Raw genomic sequence first — 21601 nt, forward strand, 5'->3', positions numbered from 1 at the left:
ACGCACAGTGCCGTGAGATGCGCCTCGCATGACCCCGGTTCGCCGCGCGTGTCGCGCCATTATTTCTGCTGCTGCGTTTGCTGCATGCGCGCCGTCAGCCCTTCGACGACATCCGGCTCCTTGTACTGCTTCGCGAAGTCGAGCGCGGTCATGCCCACCTGGTTCTTCACCGTGAGGTCAGCGCCGTTGTCGAGCAGGAGTTTCACCGTCGACACATGGCCGCCGCGCGCGGCCATCATGAGCGGCGTGGTGCCGTTCGGCGAGCCCGCATCGACGTAGGCCGAGCGATCGAGCAGCAGCTTGACGATGTCGTCGTGACCGTTCGCGGCGGCGTAATGCAGCGGCGCCCAGCCCTTCTTGTTGACTTCGGCGTCTTTCGCGAGCAGCAGGTTCACGAAGTTGATATCGCCCATGAGCGAGGCCATCATCATCGCGTTTTCGCCGGCCTTGTCCTCGATCTCGATGTTGGTCTTCGGATTGGCGACGAGCGCCGCGCCCACCTTGTCCGACTTTTCGCGTGCGGCGATCACGAGCAGCGGCATGCCCTGGTTGTCGACGCTGTTCGGATCCATGCCCTTCGCGAGCAGCTTGTTGACGCCGTCGATGTCGTCGAACTTGACCGCCTTGATGAGCGTGTCGATCGGCGCCGCGTGCGCGGGTGCGGCGACGAGCGAGCCCAGCGCGGCGCACGCGAGCGTGGCCGCGAAGGCCGCGCGGCGCATAGGCGCGAGCGCGGAGGCAAGGCCACGGCTCACGCCGGCGGATCTCACCGAAGTCTGTTGGAAAGCAGCGGACGACATCGAAATATTTTTCATATATTGCTTTAGGAAACTTCCCTATCCCTTTGATGTTACTCGACTTTACGCTCACGCACCGGCTGGCGCGGGAATCCTGAACAACCTGAAGAAGTTTTGCGTGGTCGCGGCGGCCAGCGCCTCGTCCGGCATCTCGCGTTGCTGCGCAATGAAGCGTCCGACATAACTTACGTACGCAGGTTCATTAGGTTTGCCGCGATACGGCACCGGCGCAAGATACGGCGAATCGGTTTCGATCAGCAAGCGCTCGAGCGGCACGCGCCGCGCGACGTCCTGCACGTCGGTCGCGCTCTTGAACGTCACGATGCCCGATAGCGAGATGTAAAAATTCTGCGCAAGCGCCTGCTCGGCGACGGCCCATGGCTCGGTGAAGCAATGCATGACGCCGCCCGTCTCACCCGCGCGCTCCTCGGCCATGATGCGCAGCGTATCTTCCGACGACGAACGCGTGTGAATAATCAGCGGCTTTTGCGTCGCGTGCGCGGCGCGGATGTGCGTGCGAAAGCGCTCGCGCTGCCACTCCATGTCGGCGATCGAGCGGCCTTCGAGACGGTAATAGTCGAGGCCCGTCTCGCCGATCGCGACCACCTTCGGATGCGCGGCCAGCTCGACCAGCTCGGCCACGCTCGGCTCGCGCATGTCCTCGTGATCGGGATGCACGCCGACCGACGCGTAGATGTTCTCGTAGCGCCCGGCGATATCGAGCACGGACGGCAGCGTTTCCAGATCAACCGAGACGCACAGCGCGTGCGAGACCGAATGGCTGCGCATGTTCTCGAGCAGTTGCGGCAGACGCTCAGCGAGTCCTTCGAAGTTGATATGGCAGTGCGAGTCGACAAACATGATGAGATCCTGCGAAAAATAGGTCCGGCGGCTGGGGTTGCCCGCCGGCTCAGGCGAATCAGCCCGCGTTCTGCGCCCCGAGACGCTTGCCGAGGATCACCAGATCGCGCTCGACGCCGTCGAGCACCGCGACGCGCGGCAGCGACCCCCACACGTCGAAGCCGAAGCCGCGGAAGAGCCGCATGCTCGCGTCATTGTGACCGAATACGAAACCGAGCACCGTGTCGATACCGAGGCCCGGCGCCGCTTCGAGCGACGCGGCCAGCAACTGCTTGCCGAGGCCCTGCCCGCGCGCGCGTTCGTCGAGATAGATGCTGACTTCGGCGGTGCGCTGATAGGCCGGACGGCCGTAGAAATCCGAAAAGCTCAGCCACGCGATCACCCGGCCCGGCTCGCGCGGATCTTCGACCACCCACAGCGGACGCGTCTGCGGGCCGTGCGCCTGAAACCACGCGAGGCGGCTTTCGACGCTGACCGGCTCGAGGTCGGCCGTGACTTGCCGCGACGCGACGGTCGAGTTGTAGATGGCGACGATCGCTGGCAGATCGTCGAGCGTGGCATCGCGGTAGGAAAGGCTCATGGTGTTGTTGGCTGGGATGTCTGAAAAAAGACGAACGAATGAACGGGCAAGCGGTGAACGGGTGAACGGGTGAACGGACAAACAGCGAGGCTTACGCGAACAGCGCGCGATAGCCGATAAACAGTTCCTCGAACACGAGGCGCGCATTCAGCGGATGGTTCTCGACCGCGCGCTGGCGCGTCACGGTGCGCAAGAAGCGCGCAAACGCACTGGCGTCCGCCTGCGCCGCGCAACGCGCGAGCGCCGCCTCGGCCTGCGGGAAATAACGCGGCGCGCCCGCGCTGCACTGCGCGAGCAGGTCGTACGTCCAGCGTTGCAGCCAGCCGAGCACGAGCGGCACCGGCAGCTTTTGCAGCGCCTCGCCGCAGGCGAACGCATCGCACCCGGCGCCGGCCGCCAGTTGCTTGAGCGTCCAGTCGCGCAGCGGACGGTTTTCGTCACTGGCGAGCGCAAGCGCGGCGAGCGGCGCGCCGCCGGCTTCGGCGAGCAACGCTCGCGCCTCCCCGACGCCCTGCGCGGCGAGCCACTGCGTGGCCGCCTCCGGCGCCGGCACGCTCATCGGCCATTGACGGCAGCGGCTGATGATGGTGGGCAGCAGGCGGTCGATCCGCGCCGACACCATCAGGAACACGACGCCCGCGGGCGGCTCTTCGAGTGTCTTCAGCAAGGCGTTGGCGGCCGCGACATTGAGCGCCTCGGCCGGATACAGCACGACCACGCGCGCGCCGCCGCGGTGCGAGCCGACGCCGACGAAATCGAGCAGGCCGCGAATCTGCTCGATCTTGATTTCCTTGCTCGGCGTGCGCGTTTTCTTGCCTTCGTCGCCGTCGGCTTTGTCGGCCTTTTCGTCGGCGGCGCTGGCGGAGTTTGCGGGGCCGGCCTCGGCGGCCAAAGCCTCGGGCACGACGATCCGGTAGTCGGGATGATTGCCCTGCGCAAACCAGTTGCAGGCCGCGCAGGCGCCACACGGCTCGCCGTTGGCCTGCGGCGCCTCGCACAGCAGCCCCTGAGCGAGGTGCTGCGCGAAGCGCAGCTTGCCGATGCCCGCCTGGCCATGCAGCAGCAATGCATGCGGCCAGTGGCTGCGCAGCTGCTGCAGGCGGTTCCAGTCATCGGCTTGCCACGGATAAATCATCGTTTCTCTTTTGAATCAATAGGTTGAAAATTCTTCTTCAGATATGACGCGAACTTGCTTCGGTGCTATAAGTTGAAATTATATTCTTTTTAAATCAAAGCACTGCGATCAATTCTTCGAGCTTCTTCTGAATACGGACGATACTCTGCGAAGAGTCGATGATAGCGAAACGATACGGCGCCTCTTCCGCACGGCGCAGGTATTCGGCGCGCGTGCGCTCGAAAAACGCCGCCGATTCGCTCTCGAAACGATCCGGATTGCGCGCCGCGCTGCGCCGCTCGTTCGCGACGTTGGGCGGCAGATCGAACAGCACCGTCAGGTCGGGCTGGAACCCGCCCTGCACCCAGCGTTCGAGCGTTTCGAGCTTGTCGCGCGGCAAGCCGCGGCCGCCGCCCTGATACGCGAACGTCGCGTCGGTGAAACGGTCCGACAGCACCCAGTCGCCGCGCGCGAGCGCCGGCTCGATCACTTCGGCCAGGTGCTGGCGGCGCAGCGCGAACATCAGCAGCGCCTCGGTTTCGAGATCCATTTTCTGATGCAGCACGATCTCGCGAATCTGCTCGCCAAGCGGCGTGCCGCCCGGCTCGCGCGTCATGACGACCGCGCGGCCCGTGTCCGCGACCTTCGCCTCGAGCCGTTCGCGAAACCAGCCCAGATGGGTGGTCTTGCCCGCGCCGTCGATACCCTCAAACGTGATGAATTTGCCGCGCGCCATCATTGCCCTCGAATGTATTTGTCCACGGCCTTGTTGTGTTCGCCGAGCGTGTCAGAAAAGATGCTGCTGCCGTCGCCGCGCGACACGAAGTACAGCGCGTTGCTTTGCGCCGGATTCAGCGCCGCCTGAAGCGACGCGACGCCCGGCAGCGAGATCGGCGTAGGCGGCAAACCCATGCGGGTGTAGGTATTGTAGGGAGTGTCGGTCTGCAGGTCTTTCTTCCTGATGCGGCCGGTGTAGCTCTCGCCCATTCCGTAGATCACGCTCGGGTCGGTCTGCAGCGGCATGCCCGCGCGCAGGCGGTTCGCGAACACCGCGGCAACCAGCGGCCGGTCGGCCGGCTTGCCGGTTTCCTTCTCGATGATCGAGGCCATCGTCAGCGCGTCGTACGGCGTCTTGTACGGCAGGTTCGGCGCGCGCGCGAGCCATGCCTCGTCGAGACGCACGTGCATCAGGCGGTACGCGCGGCGGTAGATGTCGAGATCGCTCGTGCCCTTGTCGAACAGATAGGTGTCGGGGAAGAACAGCCCTTCGCCGTTGCCGATCGACGCCTCCGGCGCGCCGATCGCCGTCATCAGGTCGGCGTCGCTCATGCCGGACGTGTCATGCCTGAGCGCGGGGTTCGCATCGAGCTCGGCGCGCATGCGCTTGAAGGTCCAGCCTTCGATGATCGTCGCCACATATTCGTTGACATCGCCGCGCGCGATTTTCTGCAGCACCTCATACGGCGTGATGCCGCTCTTGAACTCGTAGTTGCCGGACTTCAGCTCGCTTTGCAGCCCGAGCAGCCGCGTCATCATGACGAACAGTTCGGGCTCGAGCGGCACGCCGCCGCGATTGAGCTGCAGCGCGACGCTGCGCAGGCTGCTGTGCGGTTTGACGGTGACGTCGAGTTGCGCCGGGGTCAGTTCGAGCGGGCTCGTGGCCCAATGATATCCAGCGGCGATGGCCGCCGCGGCCAGCACAACGACGATTGCGCCGGCGATGAAACATTTCTTCAAAAGGGACACGACAGGTAACGTTTAGGGTTTAAGCAGCAAACACTTGATTTATAAAGAAAATGTCTCGCCCCGGTCAGCTTTGGGACAGTGCCGGTTTGCAGCTTTTTAGGCCATTTCCGCACCGTATTGTATAGATGTGGACACGTATCGGGCGCACTGTGCCGAGATCGGTTGACGCAATCATTCCGGAGTAAGACGATGGCGTGCCTATTACACGAACACGAGGAGACAAACATGGCGCAATTTCATTTCGTCGAAGATTACGAAAGGTTTGTTGATAATCTTGTCAAGCAGTATCCAATAGACGAAGCAATGGCGAGAGCCGTAGGCGGAAGCTACGATGATGTAGGCGAAATGGAATTGAATATCCTCAGGCACGCCGGACTGAAAGATGGCATGGCAGTGTTTGACCTGGGGTGCGGAAGCGGCCGGCTGGCAAGCGCACTTGGCAGGTCAGGGATGGATCTTGACTATCTCGGCACTGACATCGTACAAGCGCTGCTCGACTACGCAAAAACGAAATCTCCCGAACATTATCGATTCATCAAGCATGCAGCGCTGTCTATTCCCGCTGAAAATTCCTCAGTGGATGTTGCGTGTGCATTCAGCGTTTTTACGCACTTACTTCACCACGAAACGTATCAGTATCTTGAGGCTATGCGGCACGCGGTAAAGCCGGGAGGTCGAGTGGTCTTTTCCTTCCTCGAGTTCGCCGACGCCGGACACTGGAGTATTTTTGAACACACGATCCATCATCAGCGGATGGATGTGCAGACTCCCTTGAACTCGTTCATTGAGCGTAGCGTTATTGACGCCTGGGCGCAGCGGATCGGGTTTCGGGTGGTCGAATATATCAACGGCAACGTTGGCATCGGCGGAGGCGCGCCGCTCGGGCAATCTACTGCCATCCTTGAACGAATCTAGATCGCCTTCAGCGATTCCAGCGTCGTCGCATACCCGACATTGAACAGCCGTTGGCGCGTTGCGAAGCACAGCGTTCTGTCAAATGACGTACGACACACCTGGGCAAGTTGGCACGTTCAAGCGGGGACACCACTTAATCGGCTGATGGAATTGGGCGGGTGGGCGAAGTATGAGCACGTTCTCCGGTATGCCCATCTGGCACCGGACCACCTGGCAGAACATGCCCACATGGTCACAATCTGGGCACAACCGGAGGCGGCCGCCGTACAAACCCTTGCTGCGTAAGCCTCTGCCAAGGCTTACTTTCACTAGGGGCATGCGAAACGTGGCAGGGTTGGACTGAATATAATGACTGTTTGCCTTAGCCAAAGTCAGAATTGACTGTTCCGGGAATCCATGAACACACCGCTCGCTAATGCTTCAGACGCTTCAGACGCCCCGGGTACCGCTGCCGGTATCGCGCCCGCGGCTCCAGCCGCACCCGCCGCACTGCCGGTGCTGCCCCGTCCGCCGGCCGGCGAATTCGCGGCCGTGCTCGAACACGGCGCCTATATGCCGCTCACGCAGTTCGGCGTGATCGAGGCCACCGGCGACGATGCGGCGAGCTTCCTGCACAGCCAGCTCACCAACGACGTCCAGCATCTCGATGCCGCCCACGCGCGCCTCACCGGCTACTGCTCGGCGAAGGGGCGGCTGCTTGCCTCGTTCCTCAGTTGGCGCAGCGGCGACGCGATCCGCCTGCTGGTGTCGAAAGACGTGCAGGCTGCGGTACAGAAGCGCCTGTCGATGTTCGTGCTGCGCGCGAAGGCCAAGCTCGCGGACGCGAGCGGCGAACTCGCCGTGGTCGGTCTCGCGGGCGACGTGCGCCGCGCGCTGTCCGGCGTGTTCGACGCGTTGCCCGACGGCGTGCACGTGCAGGTGGACGGCGCGGCGGGTTCGCTGATCCGCGTACCGGACGCGTTCGAGCGGCTGCGCTATCTGTGGATCGGGCCGAAGGCGCAGGTCGAGGCGCTGCAGCCCTCGCTCGACGACAAGCTCACGCGCGTGTCGCCGGCGGTCTGGGACTGGCTCGACATCCGCGCGGGCGAGCCGCGCATCACGCAGCCGGTCGTCGAGCAGTTTGTGCCACAAATGGTCAACTACGACGTGCTCGGCGCGGTCAATTTCCGCAAGGGCTGCTACCCGGGCCAGGAAGTGGTCGCGCGCAGCCAGTATCGCGGCACGATCAAGCGGCGCACGTCGCTCGCCAACGTGGCCGGGGAACTGGAGGCGGTGCGGCCCGGCACGGAACTGTTCCACTCGGACGATCCGGCTCAGCCGTGCGGGATGATCGTGAACGCGGCGTCGGCGCAGGAAGGCGGCGTCGATCTGCTCGCCGAGGTCAAGCTCGCGGCGCTCGAAAGCGGTACGGTGCACCTGGGCGCGGCCGATGGTCCCGCGCTGCGCTTCATCGCATTGCCCTACGGCTTGCCCGCTGAAGTCTGAGCGGTCGGGCACGATACGAAGCGGCGCAATCGGGCGCCGCTTTTTATTGACTGCCGCCCATGTTCTCACCGGGAGACGTCCCCGATGTGCCTGATCGTTTTCGACTGGCGACCCGACGCGGTCGATGGCCCGCTCTTCACGCTCGCCGCCAACCGCGACGAATTCTTCCGCCGCGCGGCCGAACCGATCGGCTGGTGGCACGACGCGCCTGCCGTGCTGGCGGGCCGCGATCTGGTGGGCGGCGGCACGTGGCTCGGCATGTCGCGCGATGGCCGCTTCGCCGCGCTGACCAATTACCGCGCGCCCGCCGAGATGCGCGCCGATGCGCCGACCCGCGGCACGCTCGTCAGCGACTGGCTGAGCGACACGACGCAGAACCCGAGCGGCAATCCGCACAAAACGCCGCTCGACTATCTGCGGCACGTCGCGCAAAACGGCGACCTCTACAACGGCTTCAATCTGCTCGTCGGCGACTGGACGCGCCGCGAACTCGCCTGGTACTGCAATCGCGACAGCGCCCGTCGTGGACCCGCACTGCTCGCGCCGGGCACGCACGGCATCTCGAACGCGGTGCTCGATACCGCGTGGCCGAAGCTCGTCAGAAAGCGCACGGAACTCGGCGCGCTGCTCGCACGCGATGCGATGCCGCCGCTCGAACGTCTGATCGATCTGATGCGCGATCCGCGTCTCGCGCGCGACGACGAACTGCCGTCCACCGGCATTTCGCTCGAACGCGAACGGGTGCTGTCGGCGGCGTTTATCGAGTCGCCGGATTACGGCACGCGCAGCACGACCGCGCTGCGCGTCACCGGGTATGGCGAGGTGATCGGCGTGGCGGTCGCCGAGCGCAGCGACGACAACGGCTCACACCGCATCGTGCGGCCCGGCGACTTCGAGCGCAGCTTCGCGTTCAACGTCGAGCGGGCTATCGCGTGATCGACTGATCGCTCGCCTCGACGCGCGTGCCGGCACCTTCGCGGTCCGCCGCCCGCCAGGCCAAAAGAACCGCCCTCACCCGACTCCAAACGCCGCGCGCAACGCCGCCGCGGCCTCCGCATGCGCGGGCGCGACCTCGGGCACGAAGCCGCCCATCTTGAAGAACTCGTGGATCATGCCCGCATAGCGTTTGAGCGTGACCGGATTGCCGAGCGCGCGCAGCTTCTGCGCGTACGCATCGCCTTCGTCGCTCAGCGGATCGTATTCGGCGGTTGCGATCCAGGCGGGCGCGACGCCATGAAAATCGGGGGCGCCGCGCTCGCCGTCGAGCGGCGCGAAACGCCAGTCGTCGCGATCGCTGCCATCGCGCAGGTACTGCTCGAAGAACCACTGGATCGTGTCGCCAGACAGCAGGAAGCCGTCGGCGAGACGCGAATGCGAGCCGGTCTGCTGATGGCCGGTCGTGCCCGGATAAATCAGCAATTGCAGCGCGAGCGGGATGCCAGCGTCGCGAGCGAGCACCGCGCAGACCGTTGCAAGCGTTCCGCCCGCACTATCGCCGCCGACCGCGAGCCGGTCCGCGTCGATCGCGAATTCGGCTGCGTGGGCGTGCAGCCAACTGAGCGCATCGAACGCGTCTTCCACCGCGGTGGGAAATTTGTGCTCGGGCGCGAGCCGGTAGTCGACCGACAGCACCGCGCATCGGGCGTCGCGCGCGAACATCCGGCACAGCGCGTCGTGCGTGTCGACGCTGCCCACCGTGAAGCCGCCGCCGTGGTAATAGACGAGCGCCGGCAGAGGCTCGGCCCAGCCCGGCTCGACCGGGTAATAGAGACGCGCGCGGATCGTCGCGCCGTCGCGGGTCGGCACGCGCAGATCTTCGGCCGAAAACATCGGCGCGCTCGCGATCTCGAGGATCGGCGCGCTTTTAGCGTAAGACGCGCGCGCTGCCTGCGCGCTCATCTGGTGATACTGCGGGCGTTTTGCCCGCGCGATCATGTCGAGCACCTGCTCGATCTTCGGATTCAGCGGCATGGTTTCGGTAACGTGATGCGCGTTGCGCCTCGGGCGGCGCAGATGCGCCGGGAGTGAGCAGGAGCCGGCGTGCCGGCCAAGCGCTTACTCCGCGTTTTTCACCTCGGGCTTCAGCGACATCGGATCGGACGGCTCGCGCAACTGCTCGATATCTTCGTGACGCAGCCTCACCGTCGCCATGATGGCCGGATGCGTGATGATATAGAAACGCCGCGCGGCGATCGCCTCGAACGTGATGTCGGCGACGTCGGCGGCGGCGAGCTTGCCCGACTGCACCGCGCGCTGCAACTGCTTGCCCGCCGCGATCTGCGAGCGGGTCGGCCGGCTCGCGTTGCGCAGCTCCGCGGGACGCGAACGCTCGGCATCGGCGATGCCGGTCGGCACGAAAGCCGGACACAGCAGCGAACAACCGACCAGGCCGGCCGCGGCCGCAGCTTGAGAGCCGGTTTGAGAGCCCGCCTGCGCGAGCTTCAGGTCGTGATAGAGCGTCTCGGTCAGCGACACGACCGCATGCTTCGACGCGTTGTAGATGCCCATCGCGGGCGGCGACAACAGCCCCGCCACCGACGCAGTGTTGACGATATGCGCGGGCTCGTTCTGCGCAAGCATGATCGGCGTGAAAACACGCACGCCGTGCGCAACGCCCATCACGTTGACGCCGAACACCCACGACCAGTCGTTCGCCGAGCTTTCCCACAGGAAGCCGCCCGAGCCCACCCCCGCGTTGTTGAAGAGCAGGTGCACCTTGCCGAACGCGTCGAGCGCGGCCCGCGCGAGCGCTTCGACCTCGCCCGCGTTCGACACGTCGGCCGGCACGCCGATCGCATCGGCACCGGCAGCGCGCAATGCGTCGACGCTCCGCGCGAGTTCTTCGGCATTCACGTCCGCGAGCACGAGCTTCATGCCGAGCGCCGCCCCCTTCTGCGCGAACGCGCGGCCAAAGCCGCTGCCCGCGCCGGTGATCACCGCCACCTTGCCTGCGAATTCGAACATCATCTGACTCCCGGATTGAGCGGCGGCGCGCCGCTTATGCTCAGATCAGCTTGACCAGTTGCTTGCCGAAATTGCGGCCCTTGAGCAGACCGATGAACGCCTCGGGTGCCGATTCGAGCCCTTGCGCAATGGTCTCGCGATACTGCAGCTTCTTCTGCGCGACGAGCGTGCCGAGCTGCTTGAGCGCCTCGGGCCACACGTCCATATGCTCGCTGACGATGAAGCCCTGCACGAGCAGCCGCTGCGTGAGCATCAGCGACGGATGCTTGAGCGGCAGCGGCTGGCCGTCGTATCCCGCGATGAAACCGCACAGCGCGATACGCCCGAACGCGTTCATGCGCGCGAGCGTCACGTCGAGCACTTCGCCGCCGACGTTCTCGAAGCAGCCGTCGACGCCGTCCGGCGTCGCGGCCTTCAGGTCCTTGTAGAGATTGCCGGCCTTGTAGTCGACGCAGGCGTCGAAGCCGAGCGTCTCGACCACGTAGCGGCATTTGTCCGCGCCGCCCGCGATACCGACCGCGCGCCCGCCCGCTGCCTTCGCGAGTTGACCGACCACGCTGCCCACCGCGCCGCTCGCCGCGCTGACCACGACCGTCTCGCCCGCCTTCGGCGCGATGATGCGGTTCAGCCCATACCACGCGGTGACGCCCGGCATGCCGACCGGGCCGAGATAAGCCGACAGCGGCACGTGCGTGTCGTCGACTTTCTGCATGCCGGCGCCGTTCGAGGTGCCGTACTCCTGCCAGCCGAACATCGCGACGACTTTGTCGCCGGCCGCGAACTTCGGATTCTTCGATTCGACCACTTCGCCGACCGTGCCGCCGATCATCACTTCATCGAGCGGCTGCGGCGCCGCGTACGACTTGCTGTCGTTCATGCGCCCGCGCATGTACGGATCGAGCGACAGGAAATGGTTGCGCACGCGCACTTCACCGTCGGCGAGCGGTGCGAGCGGCGTTTCGACGAGCCTGAAGTTATCGGGCTTGACCTCGCCTTGCGGACGCGAAGCGAGCAGGAACTGCCGGTTGATCTGGGTCATGCTGATCGTCTCCTTGAGTTGCCGATGCCGGGGGGTTACCGGCGTGGCGGGGGTCGCGGTGCTGGCGCCGAGCGGCTGATCGATCAGTCGCTCGGGCCTGGTTTCGCCGACGGGTCGCTGCGCAGACGCTGCCGCGTCACGTCGCGGCCCACCGCGAGGCGCCGCATGTACTTGAACGTGCCGAGCGCCTTCGCGACGAAGTGGCCTTCGCTGTCGCGGATTTCGCCTTCGCAATAGGCCATCGTGGTCGAGCGGTGCAGCACGCGGCCGATCGCGCGCAGCTCGCCGCGGCCGGGCTGCATGAAGTTGACCTTCATCTCGACCGTGACGACGCCGACGCCGTCGCCCGCGAGACTGCGCGCGGCCATCGCGAGCGCAATGTCGGCGAGGGTCATCGTGACGCCGCCATGCGCGACGTCCCACGTGTTCATATGATCGTGCTGCAACGGCAGCACGACTTCGCTGACGCCGTCGGAGGCCGATAGCAGCCGCGCGCCGAGACGGTCGACGAAGGGGCTTTCGGGCAAGGAAGCGTTGTCCGTTTTCGGGGATGAGGTCGGATCGGTCATGGCGGTAATCGGTGTGCGATCGGTGTGCGTATTGAGGCTGTCTGGGCCTGGGGCTTGTCTGATGCTCGTCTGGAGCTTGTCCGGCACTCGCCTCGCGTTTGTCCGGCTCCGAGCGGGCCTATGCTTGTTGAACGCTCAGGCGAAGTCCATCGAAGCGCTGCATTTTATCCCCCGCCCGCGTTCGAATCCGGCCAACCTGTCGTGACCGGGAACTTCGCCCGCTAGAATGGGCGATCAACCCGCTTTCAATCCGCTTGTTTCGAGGTGCCGGCCATGTCTTCCATGTTCCGCTTTCACGCGCTGAGGTTCACGCGCCGGTCCGCACATCGGTCCACTCGTTTGTCCACGCTCGCGCGTCTCGTCATGTTCGCCGCCTTCACCGTTTTTGCCGCTCTCACGCTGCCCGGTTGCGCCGGCCTGCTCGGCGGCGATCCGCTGCGCGTCAGCGTCGCCGGTATCGAGCCGCTGCCGAGCCAGGGACTCGAGATGCGCTTCAATCTCAAGCTGCGCGTGCAGAACCCCAACGACAGCGCGGTGAGCTTCAGCGGCGTATCGCTCGATCTCGAACTGAACGGCAAGCCGTTCGCAAGCGGCGTCAGCGACCAGGGCGGCACCGTCCCGCGCTTCGGCGAAACGCTCATCACCGTGCCGCTGACCGTGCCGGCGTTCTCCGCGGTCCGCCAGGCGTTCGCGTTCGCGGGCGCCACGCAGTCCGGGCAGATTCCGTACGTTCTGCGCGGCAAGCTCGCGGGCGGCCTGATCGGCACGACGCGTTTCGTCGATCAGGGGACGCTGAGCCTGCCGGTGCCGGGTATCGCGTCACGGTAACGCCGCTTCTCAGAGCACCTCGAACAGCCCCGCCGCGCCCTGCCCACCGCCGATGCACATCGTCACCACGACGAACTTCACGCCGCGCCGCTTGCCCTCGATCAGCGCGTGACCGACGAGCCGCGCGCCCGAGACGCCATACGGGTGGCCCACCGCGATTGCGCCGCCATTCACGTTGAGGCGCTCGTGCGGAATACCGAGCGTGTCCGCGCAATAGAGCACCTGCACCGCGAACGCTTCGTTCAGCTCCCACAGGCCGATGTCCTCGACCTTGAGGCCGGCCTTCTTCAGCAGCTTCGGCACCGCGAACACCGGGCCGATGCCCATTTCGTCGGGCTCGCAACCGGCCACCGCGAAGCCGCGGAAAATGCCGAGCGGCTGCAGCCCTTCGCGTTCCGCGAGCGTCGCGTTCATCACGACGCAAGCCGACGCGCCGTCCGAGAACTGGCTCGCGTTGCCCGCGGTGATGACGCCGCCCGGCACCGCCGTGCGAATCTTCGCGACGCCTTCGAGCGTCGTGTCGGCGCGAATGCCTTCGTCGCCGCTGACGGTCACTTCTTTCGTGTAGAGGCGGCCGGTCGCTTTGTCGGCGACGCCGGCGAGCACCGTCATCGGCACGATTTCGTCCTTGAACCTGCCGGCTTCGAGCGCGGCCGCCGCGCGCTGCTGCGAACGCACGCCGTACTCGTCCTGACGCTCCTTCGAGATCGAGTAGCGCTTCGCGACGTTCTCCGCGGTTTGCAGCATCGGCCAGTAGATTTCCGGCTTGTGCCGGGTAAGCCACCCTTCGGCCATCATGTGGCGGTTCATCTCGTTCTGCACACACGAGATCGACTCGACGCCGCCCGCGACGAACACATCGCCTTCACCGACGATCACGCGTTGCGCGGCGAGCGCGATCGTCTGCAGGCCCGACGAACAGAAACGGTTCACCGTCATGCCCGGCACGCTGACCGGCAGGCCGGCGCGCAGCGCGATCTGCCGCGCGATATTGCCGCCCGTCGCGCCTTCCGGATTCGCGCAGCCCATGATGACGTCCTCGACGCGCGCCGGGTCGATTTTCGCGCGCTCGACCGCGGCCTGCGTCACGTGGCCGCCGAGCGTCGCGCCGTGCGTCATGTTGAAACCGCCGCGCCACGATTTGGCGAGCCCCGTGCGGGCGGTGGATACGATTACGGCATCAGTCATGCATATCTCCAAGTGTCGATGGCGGCGCGCCGGCTCGATGCCGTGCGTTTCATGCGCGTGGCCGCGCCGCCTCGGTCGTTTCGTGTGAACGGGCTGTGCTTCGCTGGGTTTGCTCAGTCAGCCTGCTCAGTCAGCCCGCTCAGTCAGTCTGCTCAATCAGCCCACTCAACCTGCGTTGGCATGGCCCGCTCAGCCGTTGAACCCGCGCCCTTCTCCGGCCAGCTTCGCAATGCCCGGCGCGAGCTTCCAGGCGTCGCCGTTCGGCCGCGCCGCATAGCGGCGAATCGCGCGCTCGACGTTGTAGAGCCCGACCGTGTCCGCGTAAAGCATCGGGCCGCCGCGATATAGCGGGAAGCCGTAACCGGTCAGATAGACCATGTCGATGTCCGACGCCTTCGACGCGATGCCTTCCTCGAGAATCTTCGCGCCTTCGTTGACGAGCGCGAACACGAGACGCTCGACGATTTCCTCGTCGCTGATCTTGCGGCGCTCGACGTGGGCTTCCTTCGAGTACGCGCGGATCATGTCGTCGACCACGCTCGACGGGTACGCCGTGCGGTCGCCCGCCTTGTAGTCGTACCAGCCGCCGCCGGTCTTCTGGCCGAAGCGCCCCAGCTCGCACAGACGGTCGGCGATCTTCGAGTAATGCATGTCGGGACGCTCGACATAGCGGCGCTTGCGAATCGCCCAGCCGATGTCGTTGCCGGCAAGGTCGCTCATGCGGAACGGGCCCATCGCGAAGCCGAACTTCTCGATCGCGCGATCGACCTGCGCGGGCAGCGCACCCTCTTCGAGCATGAAGAGCGCCTGGCGCACGTACTGCTCGACCATGCGATTGCCGATGAAGCCGTCGCACACGCCCGAGACCACCGCGGTCTTTTTGATTTTCTTGGCGAGCTTCATGACGGTGGCGAGCACGTCTTTGGCGGTCTGCCTGCCGCGCACGACCTCGAGGAGCTTCATCACGTTGGCCGGGCTGAAGAAGTGCATGCCGACCACGTCCTGCGGACGCTTCGTGAACGCGGCGATCTTGTCGACGTCGAGCGTCGACGTGTTCGACGCGAGGATCGCACCGGGCTTCGCGACTTCATCGAGCCGGCGGAACACCTGCTCCTTCACGCCAAGCTCCTCGAACACGGCTTCGACGATCAGGTCGGCCTGCCTGAGATCGTCGTAGGAAAGCGTCGGCTTGAGGAGCGCCATGCGCTGCTCCATCACCTCGGGCTTGAGCTTGCCCTTCCTGACGCTCGCTTCATAGTTCTTGCGGATCGTCGCGAGGCCGCGGTCGAGCGCTTCCTGCTTCGTTTCGAGCAGCGTGACCGGCATGCCCGCGTTGATGAAGTTCATCGCGATGCCGCCGCCCATCGTGCCCGCGCCGACCACGCCCACCTGGTTGATCTCGCGCACCGGCGTATCGGACGGCACGTCGGGAATCTTGCTCGCCGCGCGTTCGCCGAAGAACGCATGACGCAGCGCGCGGCTCTCGGGCGTCTGCACGAGCGCGACGAAGCATTCGCGCTCGAACGCGAGGCCCTTGTCGAAACCGTTCTGTACGCCTGCTTCTACTGCATCGATGCACTTGTGCGGCGCCGGAAAGTTCTTCGCGATCGCGGCGACGCTGTTGCGCGCGAACTGGATGAAACCGGCCGCGTTCGGATGCTCGATCTTGCGCTCGCGCACCTTCGGATGCGGGCCTTCCTTCGCACCGGCCTTGCGCGCAAAAGCCAGCGCCGCTTCGGCCAGTTCGGCCGGGTTCGCGACGACTTCATCGAACAGACCCGAATCGGCAAGCTTTTCGGAGAGCACGGGCGCACCCGACACGATCATATTGAGCGATGCTTCGAGACCGATCGCCCGGGGCAGGCGCTGTGTGCCGCCCGCGCCCGGCAGGATGCCGAGCTTCACTTCCGGCAGCGCGATCTGCGCGCCGGCCGCGGCGAGGCGGTAGTGCGCGCCGAGCGCGAGTTCGAGGCCGCCGCCCATCGCGACGCTGTGAATTGCCGCGACGACCGGCTTCGCGCTGTCCTCGACGGCCTTGATGACCGTCGCGAGCGTCGGCTCCTGGGTCGCCTTCGGCGTATTGAATTCGGTGATGTCGGCGCCACCCGAAAAGGCCTTGCCCGCGCCCGTCAGCACGATGGCCTTCACGGCCGCATCGTTCTGCGCGCGCTCGAGTCCAGCGACGATGCCTGCTCGCGTCGACAGTCCGAGGCCATTTACGGGAGGATTGTTTAGCGTGATGACGGCCACGCCGTCATGAGTCGTGTAGCCCACTGCCGCGTCGTTTACTGCCATGCCTGCCTCCGTGCGATCCATGCGATCCGTGCGATGAGGCGGCGCATGATGCGCCGCCTGCCCGGTTCATCGAGTCCAGTCATTGTCGGACTTTTCGACCGGATTTTTCGACCAATGATTCCGGGGTCAGCACGCAGGATACACAGAAAAGCACGATCGTTCAAATTACAGTCAGACGGGGTTTCCCCTGGCGTCGGAAGTCAGAGGCGTGAGCGGACAGTCCCGGCTGTCTTCCAGCGCGGACGGCAGCACGTGGTCGCGGAACAGGTCGCGCAGCTTGAGCTTCTGCAGCTTGCCGGTCGCCGTATGCGGCAGTTCGTCGACGAACACGACGTCGTCGGGAATCCACCACTTCGCGACCTTGCCTTCGTAGAACGCGAGCAGTTCCTCGCGCGTGGGCTCGTGCCCCTCGCGCCTCACGACCACGAGCAGCGGCCGCTCGGTCCACTTCGGATGCGCGCACGCGATGCACGCCGCTTCAGCCACACCCGGATGCGCCACGGCGACGTTCTCGACGTCGATCGAGCTGATCCATTCACCGCCCGATTTGATGACGTCCTTCGAACGGTCGGTGATGTGCAGGAAGCTGTCGGGGTCGATCGTCGCGACGTCGCCGGTCGGGAACCAGCCGTCGACGAGCGGCGAGTCGTCCTTGCGGAAATACCGGTCGATCACCCAGGGTCCGCGCACGTGCAGATCGCCGAACGCGACGCCGTCCCACGGCAGCTCGCGCCCGTCCTCGCCGACGATCTTCATGTCGACGCCGTAGAGCGCATGGCCCTGCTTTTCGAGCAGCTTGCGTTGTTCGGCGAGCGGCCGCTGGCTCTGCTCCCACGTCAGTTTCGACAGCGTGCCGAGCGGCGACATCTCGGTCATGCCCCACGCGTGAATCACCTGCACGCCGTAGTCGTCCTCGAACGCGCGCAGCATTGCGGGCGGACACGCGGAGCCGCCGATCACCGTACGCTCGAGCGACGAAAACTTCGCGCCCGCCTCGCGCACGTAGTTCAGCAGACCCAGCCACACGGTCGGCACGCCGGCCGAATACGTGACGCGTTCGCTTTCCATGAGCTCGTAGAGCGACTTGCCGTCGAGGTCCTTGCCGGGGAACACGAGTTTCGCACCGGTCAGCGGAGCCGCATGCGGAATGCCCCATGCGTTGACATGGAACATCGGCACGACGGGCAGCACCGCGTCGCGCGCGGACAGGCACATCGCGTCGGGCAGCGACGCGCCGAACGCATGCAATACGGTCGAACGATGCGAATAGAGCGCGCCTTTGGGGTTGCCGGTCGTGCCCGACGTGTAGCAGAGATACGAGGCCTGGCGCTCGTCGAGCGCGGGCCATTCGAAGCAGCCGTCCTGGGCGGACACGAGCGTCTCGTAGCAAAGCACCGGCGTTTGCATCGGCGGCCGATGCGCTTCGTCGGCGAGCGCGATCCAGCCGCGCACTTTCGGGCACTGCGGCGCGAGCGCGTCGACGAGCGGCGCGAACGTCGTATCGAACAGCACGTACGCATCGTCGGCGTGATTGACGATGTAGGCGATCTGATCGGGAAAGAGCCGCGGGTTGATCGTGTGGCACACGGCGCCGAAACCGGTCGTGCCGTAATACGCTTCGAGATGCCGGTAGCCGTTCCATGCGAGCGTCGCGACCCGCTCGCCCGTTTCGACGCCCAGTGCAATGAGGGCCTGCGCGAGTTGCTTCGCGCGCTTCTCGCAATCGCGGTAGGTGTAGCGATGCAGATCGCCTTCGATGCGGCGCGACACGATCTCGGTGCTGCCGAAATGCCGCGCGGCGTGCGCGAGCAGTGATGACACGGTGAGCGGCACGTCCATCATCTGGCCCAGCAACGGCGTCGTCATAAGGCAGGGTCTCCTCGGCTTGTCTGTGTCGGTCGGGGGGGTGAGGTTAGGTCGAGATTGCGTTGAAGTTGAGTTGCAGCCGGGGCCAGCCAGCAGCGCCGCAGAGGCGGACTTACAATATCGGTTAATCCAGAGGCGCTCAATATGTCGTTTTCCCCAAGCATTGCAGGGTTATCCGCAGCTTTGACGGATCTTTCCAACACACTCGTCACGCCCCCTCACGACGCGTTCGCGCGGCTCGGCGGCACGTTCTTCACACGCCTGCCCGCCGCGCCGCTCAGCGAGCCCTATCTGGCCGGCTTCTCGGCCGGGACCGCCGCGCTGCTCGGTCTGCCGCAAGGCATCGAGAACGATCCCGGCTTTATCGACCTGTTCTGCGGCAACGCCACGCGCGACTGGCCCGCTGAAGCGCTGCCCTACGCGTCGGTGTATTCGGGGCATCAGTTCGGCGTGTGGGCCGGCCAGCTCGGCGACGGCCGCGCGCTCGGTCTCGGTGAGCTCGAGCACGGCGGCCAGCGCTTCGAACTGCAATTGAAGGGCGCGGGCCGCACGCCCTATTCGCGCATGGGCGACGGCCGTGCGGTGCTGCGTTCGTCGATCCGCGAATATCTCTGCTCGGAAGCGATGCATCACCTCGGCATTCCGACCACGCGCGCGTTGTGCGTGATCGGCTCGGACCAGCCGGTGCGGCGCGAGACGATCGAAACCGCCGCCGTGGTCACGCGCGTGTCGCCCAGCTTCGTGCGCTTCGGCCACTTCGAGCACTTCTATTCGAACGATCGCGTCGATGCGCTGCGCACGCTCGCCGATCACGTGATCGAGCGCTTCTATCCGCATTGCCGCGAAGCCGACGACCCCTATCTCGCGCTGCTCGACGAAGCGGTGCGCTCCACCGCCGACCTGATGGTCGACTGGCAGGCGGTCGGCTTCTGCCACGGCGTGATGAATACCGACAACATGTCGATCCTCGGCCTCACGATCGACTATGGTCCGTTCGGTTTCATGGACGGCTTCGACGCCGGTCACATCTGCAATCACTCCGATACGCAGGGCCGCTACGCGTACCAGCGGCAGCCGCAGATCGCCTACTGGAACCTGTTCTGCCTCGCGCAGGGGCTGCTGCCGATCCTCGGTGAACAGCACGAGGAAAGCGTGCGCGGCGACAAGGCGGTCGAAGACGCGCAGCGCGTGCTCCTCGGCTTCAAGGATCGCTTCGCACCGGCGCTCGAAGCGCGCATGCGCGCGAAGCTCGGCCTCGAACACGCGCGCGAGGGCGACGACACGCTCGTGAACCGCCTCTTCGAAGTGATGCACGCGAACCGCGCCGATTTCACGCTGACGTTCCGCAACCTCGCGCGCATGTCGAAGCACGATGCGAGCGGCGACGCGCCGGTGCGCGACCTGTTTCTCGATCGCGCCGCGTTCGACGCGTGGGCGAACGACTACCGCGCGCGGCTGTCCGAAGAAACACGCGACGACGCCGCTCGCGCCATTGCAATGAACCGCGTGAACCCCAAATTCGTACTTCGCAATCATCTGGCGGAGACCGCGATTCAGCGCGCGAAAGAGAAAGATTTTTCCGAGGTGGAGCGGCTCGCGGCAGTGCTGCGCCACCCGTTCGACGAGCAGCCCGAATACGAGGCGTATGCGGGCCTGCCGCCCGACTGGGCAAGTTCGCTCGAAGTGAGCTGTTCGTCGTGAAGCACCGACGCTCTTCCAGAAAGAGACCAGGAAAGACCCCGAGACAGACCCAGGACAGGAAGCGACCATGAACAATCCCGACGACCTCAAACACGACGCGCCCGCAGTGCAAAAAAGCGATGCCGAATGGCGCACGCAGCTCTCCGACATCGAATATCAGGTGACGCGCCACGCATCCACCGAGCGCCCGTTCACCGGCCGCTATCATGACCATTGGGAGCGCGGCGTCTACGACTGCGTTTGTTGCGGCACGCCGCTCTTCGAGTCGGACACGAAGTTCGACGCCGGCTGCGGCTGGCCGAGCTACTTCCGGCCGATCAACGGCGAGGTGATCGCCGAGAAAACCGACCGCTCGCATGGCATGCTGCGCATCGAGGTGCAGTGCAAGCACTGCGGCGCGCACCTCGGCCACGTGTTCGAAGACGGACCGGCGCCGACCGGTCTGCGTTACTGCATCAATTCGGCTGCGTTACAATTCGAGCCCAAGTAACGCGCGAGTTCACGCGAGTTCGCCGTCCCTTGGCGCGGATCCGGCCTGCCGGTCCGGGGGCGCGTCAGGCTCCGGTGCGAGCCGGGCGCGATGTCCCTCGGCAGGCTTGCGGGCCGTTTGCGGGGGCAACACGCGCAGGCGGCAAACCGGGCACGACACCGCCCGCAAACCGCCGCGGCGTCATTGTGTGGATGTCCTGCACCCGCACCCCTTGCCAGGCACCCTTCACTGCCTGACCCGTTGCCCAGCTTATTGCTCCACCCATTGCTCCACTCATCGCTCCATTCACTCTCCGACCTCCCGGCCAGATAATGAAATTCCTGTTCGATCTGTTCCCGATCATCCTGTTCTTCGTCGCCTTCAAGATCTGGGGTATTTTCACGGCGACGGCAGTGGCGATCGTCGCCACGCTGGTACAGATCGCGTGGGTGGCGTTCCGCCACCGCAAGGTTGATCCGATGCTGTGGGTGAGCCTCGGCGTCGTCGTGGTATTCGGCGGCGCGACGCTCGTGCTGCACAACGACACGTTCATCAAATGGAAGCCGACCGTGCTGTACTGGGCGTTTTCGGTCGCGCTGATCGTCTCGCAGCTCGGCTTCAACAAGAACCTCATCGAGGCGATGATGGGCAAGCAGATCACGCTGCCGCACGCGATCTGGGGCAAGCTGAACCTGATCTGGGCCGTGTTTTTCGTGCTGCTCGGGCTGCTCAACCTGTTCGTCGCCTATCACTACACGACCGATCAGTGGGTCAATTTCAAGCTGTTCGGCGCCACCGGCTGCCTGCTCGTGTTCATCGTCGGGCAGAGCCTGTGGCTGTCGAAGTACATGAAGGAAGAATGACATGAGCGATGTGTTCATGCACGCGAGCACCGCCGAGCGCGCCGCGCTGATCGAGGTGCGTCTCACCGCCGCGCTTGCGCCCGTCGAGTCGATCCGCATCAGCGACGACAGCGCGCAGCACGCGGGCCATGCCGGCGCGGCCGCCGGCGGTCATTTCAGCGTCACGATCGTGGCCGCCGCTTTTGCCGGCAAGGCCCGCGTGGCGCGGCATCGCATGGTGTATGATGCGCTGGCCGATGCCATGCAGCGCGGCATTCATGCTCTTGCCATCACAGCGTATACGCCCGAAGAATTTGCTTTGTTGCCCCGCTAGGAACCTTT

At 65.2% G+C, this 21601-nt stretch carries 21 protein-coding genes and 1 pseudogene; 9 read left to right on the top strand and 13 right to left on the bottom strand.

Annotated features, from left to right (window positions below):
* Window positions 1–59: 59 nt before the first annotated feature.
* The 6 genes from B9Z01_RS05955 to mltG all read right to left on the bottom strand — a co-directional run bounded on the left by B9Z01_RS05955 (window position 60) and on the right by mltG (window position 5098).
* A complete protein-coding gene (locus B9Z01_RS05955; RefSeq protein ID WP_085481337.1) occupies window positions 60–815 on the bottom strand; it encodes an ankyrin repeat domain-containing protein in 756 nt (251 codons plus the stop codon).
* Between the two features lie 51 nt (window positions 816–866).
* A complete protein-coding gene (locus tag B9Z01_RS05960) occupies window positions 867–1658 on the bottom strand; it encodes a TatD family hydrolase (RefSeq protein WP_085481338.1) in 792 nt (263 codons plus the stop codon).
* Between the two features lie 58 nt (window positions 1659–1716).
* A complete protein-coding gene (locus B9Z01_RS05965; protein ID WP_085481339.1) occupies window positions 1717–2238 on the bottom strand; it encodes a GNAT family N-acetyltransferase in 522 nt (173 codons plus the stop codon).
* Between the two features lie 91 nt (window positions 2239–2329).
* Window positions 2330–3373 (bottom strand): DNA polymerase III subunit delta', encoded by a 1044-nt coding sequence (locus B9Z01_RS05970; protein ID WP_085481340.1) that lies wholly within the window; start codon window positions 3371–3373, stop codon window positions 2330–2332.
* 94 nt (window positions 3374–3467) lie between these two features.
* On the bottom strand, window positions 3468–4088 hold the full coding sequence (tmk, locus tag B9Z01_RS05975; protein WP_085481341.1) for a dTMP kinase: 621 nt from the start codon (window positions 4086–4088) through the stop codon (window positions 3468–3470).
* The gene (gene mltG / locus B9Z01_RS05980; RefSeq protein WP_085481342.1) at window positions 4088–5098 is read right to left on the bottom strand and encodes an endolytic transglycosylase MltG; all 1011 of its coding nucleotides are present in this window, start codon (window positions 5096–5098) and stop codon (window positions 4088–4090) included. Before mltG ends, tmk begins: the two co-directional genes overlap by 1 nt.
* Window positions 5099–5323: 225 nt before the next feature.
* Here mltG and B9Z01_RS05985 point away from each other — a divergent pair, with 225 nt between their 5' ends.
* The 4 genes and pseudogenes from B9Z01_RS05985 (at window position 5324) to B9Z01_RS06000 (ending at window position 8434) form a co-directional block, all read left to right on the top strand.
* On the top strand, window positions 5324–6013 hold the full coding sequence (locus tag B9Z01_RS05985; RefSeq protein ID WP_085482016.1) for a class I SAM-dependent methyltransferase: 690 nt from the start codon (window positions 5324–5326) through the stop codon (window positions 6011–6013).
* An 81-nt stretch (window positions 6014–6094) separates the two neighbouring features.
* Window positions 6095–6298, top strand: a pseudogene (locus B9Z01_RS05990) (tyrosine-type recombinase/integrase); the annotation flags it as partial.
* Window positions 6299–6409: 111 nt separating this feature from the next.
* Window positions 6410–7498, top strand: coding sequence for a CAF17-like 4Fe-4S cluster assembly/insertion protein YgfZ (gene ygfZ, locus B9Z01_RS05995; protein WP_085481343.1), 1089 nt, complete (start codon window positions 6410–6412; stop codon window positions 7496–7498).
* A gap of 84 nt (window positions 7499–7582) precedes the next feature.
* Complete coding sequence (locus tag B9Z01_RS06000; protein ID WP_085481344.1) at window positions 7583–8434, top strand: NRDE family protein; 852 nt, start codon at window positions 7583–7585, stop codon at window positions 8432–8434.
* A 75-nt stretch (window positions 8435–8509) separates the two neighbouring features.
* Here B9Z01_RS06000 and B9Z01_RS06005 read toward each other — a convergent pair whose 3' ends face one another.
* The 4 genes from B9Z01_RS06005 to B9Z01_RS06020 form a co-directional block, all read right to left on the bottom strand.
* Window positions 8510–9469 (bottom strand): alpha/beta hydrolase, encoded by a 960-nt coding sequence (locus B9Z01_RS06005; RefSeq protein ID WP_085481345.1) that lies wholly within the window; start codon window positions 9467–9469, stop codon window positions 8510–8512.
* A gap of 84 nt (window positions 9470–9553) precedes the next feature.
* Window positions 9554–10462 (bottom strand): SDR family oxidoreductase, encoded by a 909-nt coding sequence (locus B9Z01_RS06010; protein WP_085482020.1) that lies wholly within the window; start codon window positions 10460–10462, stop codon window positions 9554–9556.
* Window positions 10463–10502: 40 nt separating this feature from the next.
* Window positions 10503–11501, bottom strand: coding sequence for an NADP-dependent oxidoreductase (locus B9Z01_RS06015; RefSeq protein ID WP_085481346.1), 999 nt, complete (start codon window positions 11499–11501; stop codon window positions 10503–10505).
* An 83-nt stretch (window positions 11502–11584) separates the two neighbouring features.
* Window positions 11585–12070, bottom strand: coding sequence for a PaaI family thioesterase (locus B9Z01_RS06020; protein ID WP_085481347.1), 486 nt, complete (start codon window positions 12068–12070; stop codon window positions 11585–11587).
* 363 nt (window positions 12071–12433) lie between these two features.
* Between B9Z01_RS06020 and B9Z01_RS06025 the strand changes: the two genes are divergently transcribed.
* Window positions 12434–12898 carry an LEA/WHy family protein gene (locus B9Z01_RS06025; protein ID WP_143808873.1) on the top strand — a complete coding sequence of 155 codons (465 nt, stop codon included), beginning with the start codon at window positions 12434–12436 and terminating at the stop codon, window positions 12896–12898.
* Between the two features lie 9 nt (window positions 12899–12907).
* Here the strand turns inward: B9Z01_RS06025 and B9Z01_RS06030 are convergent, their stop codons facing one another.
* The 3 genes from B9Z01_RS06030 to B9Z01_RS06040 all read right to left on the bottom strand — a co-directional run bounded on the left by B9Z01_RS06030 (window position 12908) and on the right by B9Z01_RS06040 (window position 18247).
* Entirely contained in the window at window positions 12908–14086 is a 1179-nt protein-coding gene (locus tag B9Z01_RS06030; protein WP_085481349.1) for an acetyl-CoA C-acyltransferase, read from the bottom strand.
* 189 nt (window positions 14087–14275) lie between these two features.
* Complete coding sequence (locus B9Z01_RS06035; protein WP_085481350.1) at window positions 14276–16381, bottom strand: 3-hydroxyacyl-CoA dehydrogenase NAD-binding domain-containing protein; 2106 nt, start codon at window positions 16379–16381, stop codon at window positions 14276–14278.
* A 171-nt stretch (window positions 16382–16552) separates the two neighbouring features.
* Window positions 16553–18247 carry a 3-(methylthio)propionyl-CoA ligase gene (locus B9Z01_RS06040; RefSeq protein ID WP_085481351.1) on the bottom strand — a complete coding sequence of 565 codons (1695 nt, stop codon included), beginning with the start codon at window positions 18245–18247 and terminating at the stop codon, window positions 16553–16555.
* 144 nt (window positions 18248–18391) lie between these two features.
* Between B9Z01_RS06040 and B9Z01_RS06045 the strand changes: the two genes are divergently transcribed.
* The 4 genes from B9Z01_RS06045 (at window position 18392) to B9Z01_RS06060 (ending at window position 21593) form a co-directional block, all read left to right on the top strand.
* Window positions 18392–19948 carry a protein adenylyltransferase SelO gene (locus tag B9Z01_RS06045; RefSeq protein ID WP_085481352.1) on the top strand — a complete coding sequence of 519 codons (1557 nt, stop codon included), beginning with the start codon at window positions 18392–18394 and terminating at the stop codon, window positions 19946–19948.
* 67 nt (window positions 19949–20015) lie between these two features.
* Window positions 20016–20438, top strand: a complete 423-nt coding sequence (msrB, locus tag B9Z01_RS06050) for a peptide-methionine (R)-S-oxide reductase MsrB (protein ID WP_085481353.1) — start codon at window positions 20016–20018, stop codon at window positions 20436–20438.
* Between the two features lie 311 nt (window positions 20439–20749).
* Window positions 20750–21280: a septation protein A gene (locus tag B9Z01_RS06055; protein ID WP_085481354.1), complete on the top strand. Its 531-nt coding sequence runs from the start codon at window positions 20750–20752 to the stop codon at window positions 21278–21280.
* A 1-nt stretch (window position 21281) separates the two neighbouring features.
* Window positions 21282–21593 (top strand): BolA family protein, encoded by a 312-nt coding sequence (locus tag B9Z01_RS06060; RefSeq protein WP_085481355.1) that lies wholly within the window; start codon window positions 21282–21284, stop codon window positions 21591–21593.
* The last annotated feature ends 8 nt before the right edge of the window (window positions 21594–21601 follow it).

The organism is Paraburkholderia susongensis, assembly GCF_900177725.1.
Taxonomy (GTDB): domain Bacteria; phylum Pseudomonadota; class Gammaproteobacteria; order Burkholderiales; family Burkholderiaceae; genus Paraburkholderia; species Paraburkholderia susongensis.

Coding starts and splice junctions, on each gene's coding strand:
- B9Z01_RS05955 (WP_085481337.1), bottom strand. CDS start 815: ATGAAAAATATTTCGATGTCGTCCGCTGCTTTCCAACAGACTTCGGTG.
- B9Z01_RS05960 (WP_085481338.1), bottom strand. CDS start 1,658: ATGTTTGTCGACTCGCACTGCCATATCAACTTCGAAGGACTCGCTGAG.
- B9Z01_RS05965 (WP_085481339.1), bottom strand. CDS start 2,238: ATGAGCCTTTCCTACCGCGATGCCACGCTCGACGATCTGCCAGCGATC.
- B9Z01_RS05970 (WP_085481340.1), bottom strand. CDS start 3,373: ATGATTTATCCGTGGCAAGCCGATGACTGGAACCGCCTGCAGCAGCTG.
- tmk (WP_085481341.1), bottom strand. CDS start 4,088: ATGGCGCGCGGCAAATTCATCACGTTTGAGGGTATCGACGGCGCGGGC.
- B9Z01_RS05985 (WP_085482016.1), top strand. CDS start 5,324: ATGGCGCAATTTCATTTCGTCGAAGATTACGAAAGGTTTGTTGATAAT.
- ygfZ (WP_085481343.1), top strand. CDS start 6,410: ATGAACACACCGCTCGCTAATGCTTCAGACGCTTCAGACGCCCCGGGT.
- B9Z01_RS06000 (WP_085481344.1), top strand. CDS start 7,583: ATGTGCCTGATCGTTTTCGACTGGCGACCCGACGCGGTCGATGGCCCG.
- B9Z01_RS06005 (WP_085481345.1), bottom strand. CDS start 9,469: ATGCCGCTGAATCCGAAGATCGAGCAGGTGCTCGACATGATCGCGCGG.
- B9Z01_RS06010 (WP_085482020.1), bottom strand. CDS start 10,462: ATGTTCGAATTCGCAGGCAAGGTGGCGGTGATCACCGGCGCGGGCAGC.
- B9Z01_RS06015 (WP_085481346.1), bottom strand. CDS start 11,501: ATGACCCAGATCAACCGGCAGTTCCTGCTCGCTTCGCGTCCGCAAGGC.
- B9Z01_RS06020 (WP_085481347.1), bottom strand. CDS start 12,070: ATGACCGATCCGACCTCATCCCCGAAAACGGACAACGCTTCCTTGCCC.
- B9Z01_RS06025 (WP_143808873.1), top strand. CDS start 12,434: ATGTTCGCCGCCTTCACCGTTTTTGCCGCTCTCACGCTGCCCGGTTGC.
- B9Z01_RS06030 (WP_085481349.1), bottom strand. CDS start 14,086: ATGACTGATGCCGTAATCGTATCCACCGCCCGCACGGGGCTCGCCAAA.
- B9Z01_RS06035 (WP_085481350.1), bottom strand. CDS start 16,381: ATGGCAGTAAACGACGCGGCAGTGGGCTACACGACTCATGACGGCGTG.
- B9Z01_RS06040 (WP_085481351.1), bottom strand. CDS start 18,247: ATGACGACGCCGTTGCTGGGCCAGATGATGGACGTGCCGCTCACCGTG.
- B9Z01_RS06045 (WP_085481352.1), top strand. CDS start 18,392: ATGTCGTTTTCCCCAAGCATTGCAGGGTTATCCGCAGCTTTGACGGAT.
- msrB (WP_085481353.1), top strand. CDS start 20,016: ATGAACAATCCCGACGACCTCAAACACGACGCGCCCGCAGTGCAAAAA.
- B9Z01_RS06055 (WP_085481354.1), top strand. CDS start 20,750: ATGAAATTCCTGTTCGATCTGTTCCCGATCATCCTGTTCTTCGTCGCC.
- B9Z01_RS06060 (WP_085481355.1), top strand. CDS start 21,282: ATGAGCGATGTGTTCATGCACGCGAGCACCGCCGAGCGCGCCGCGCTG.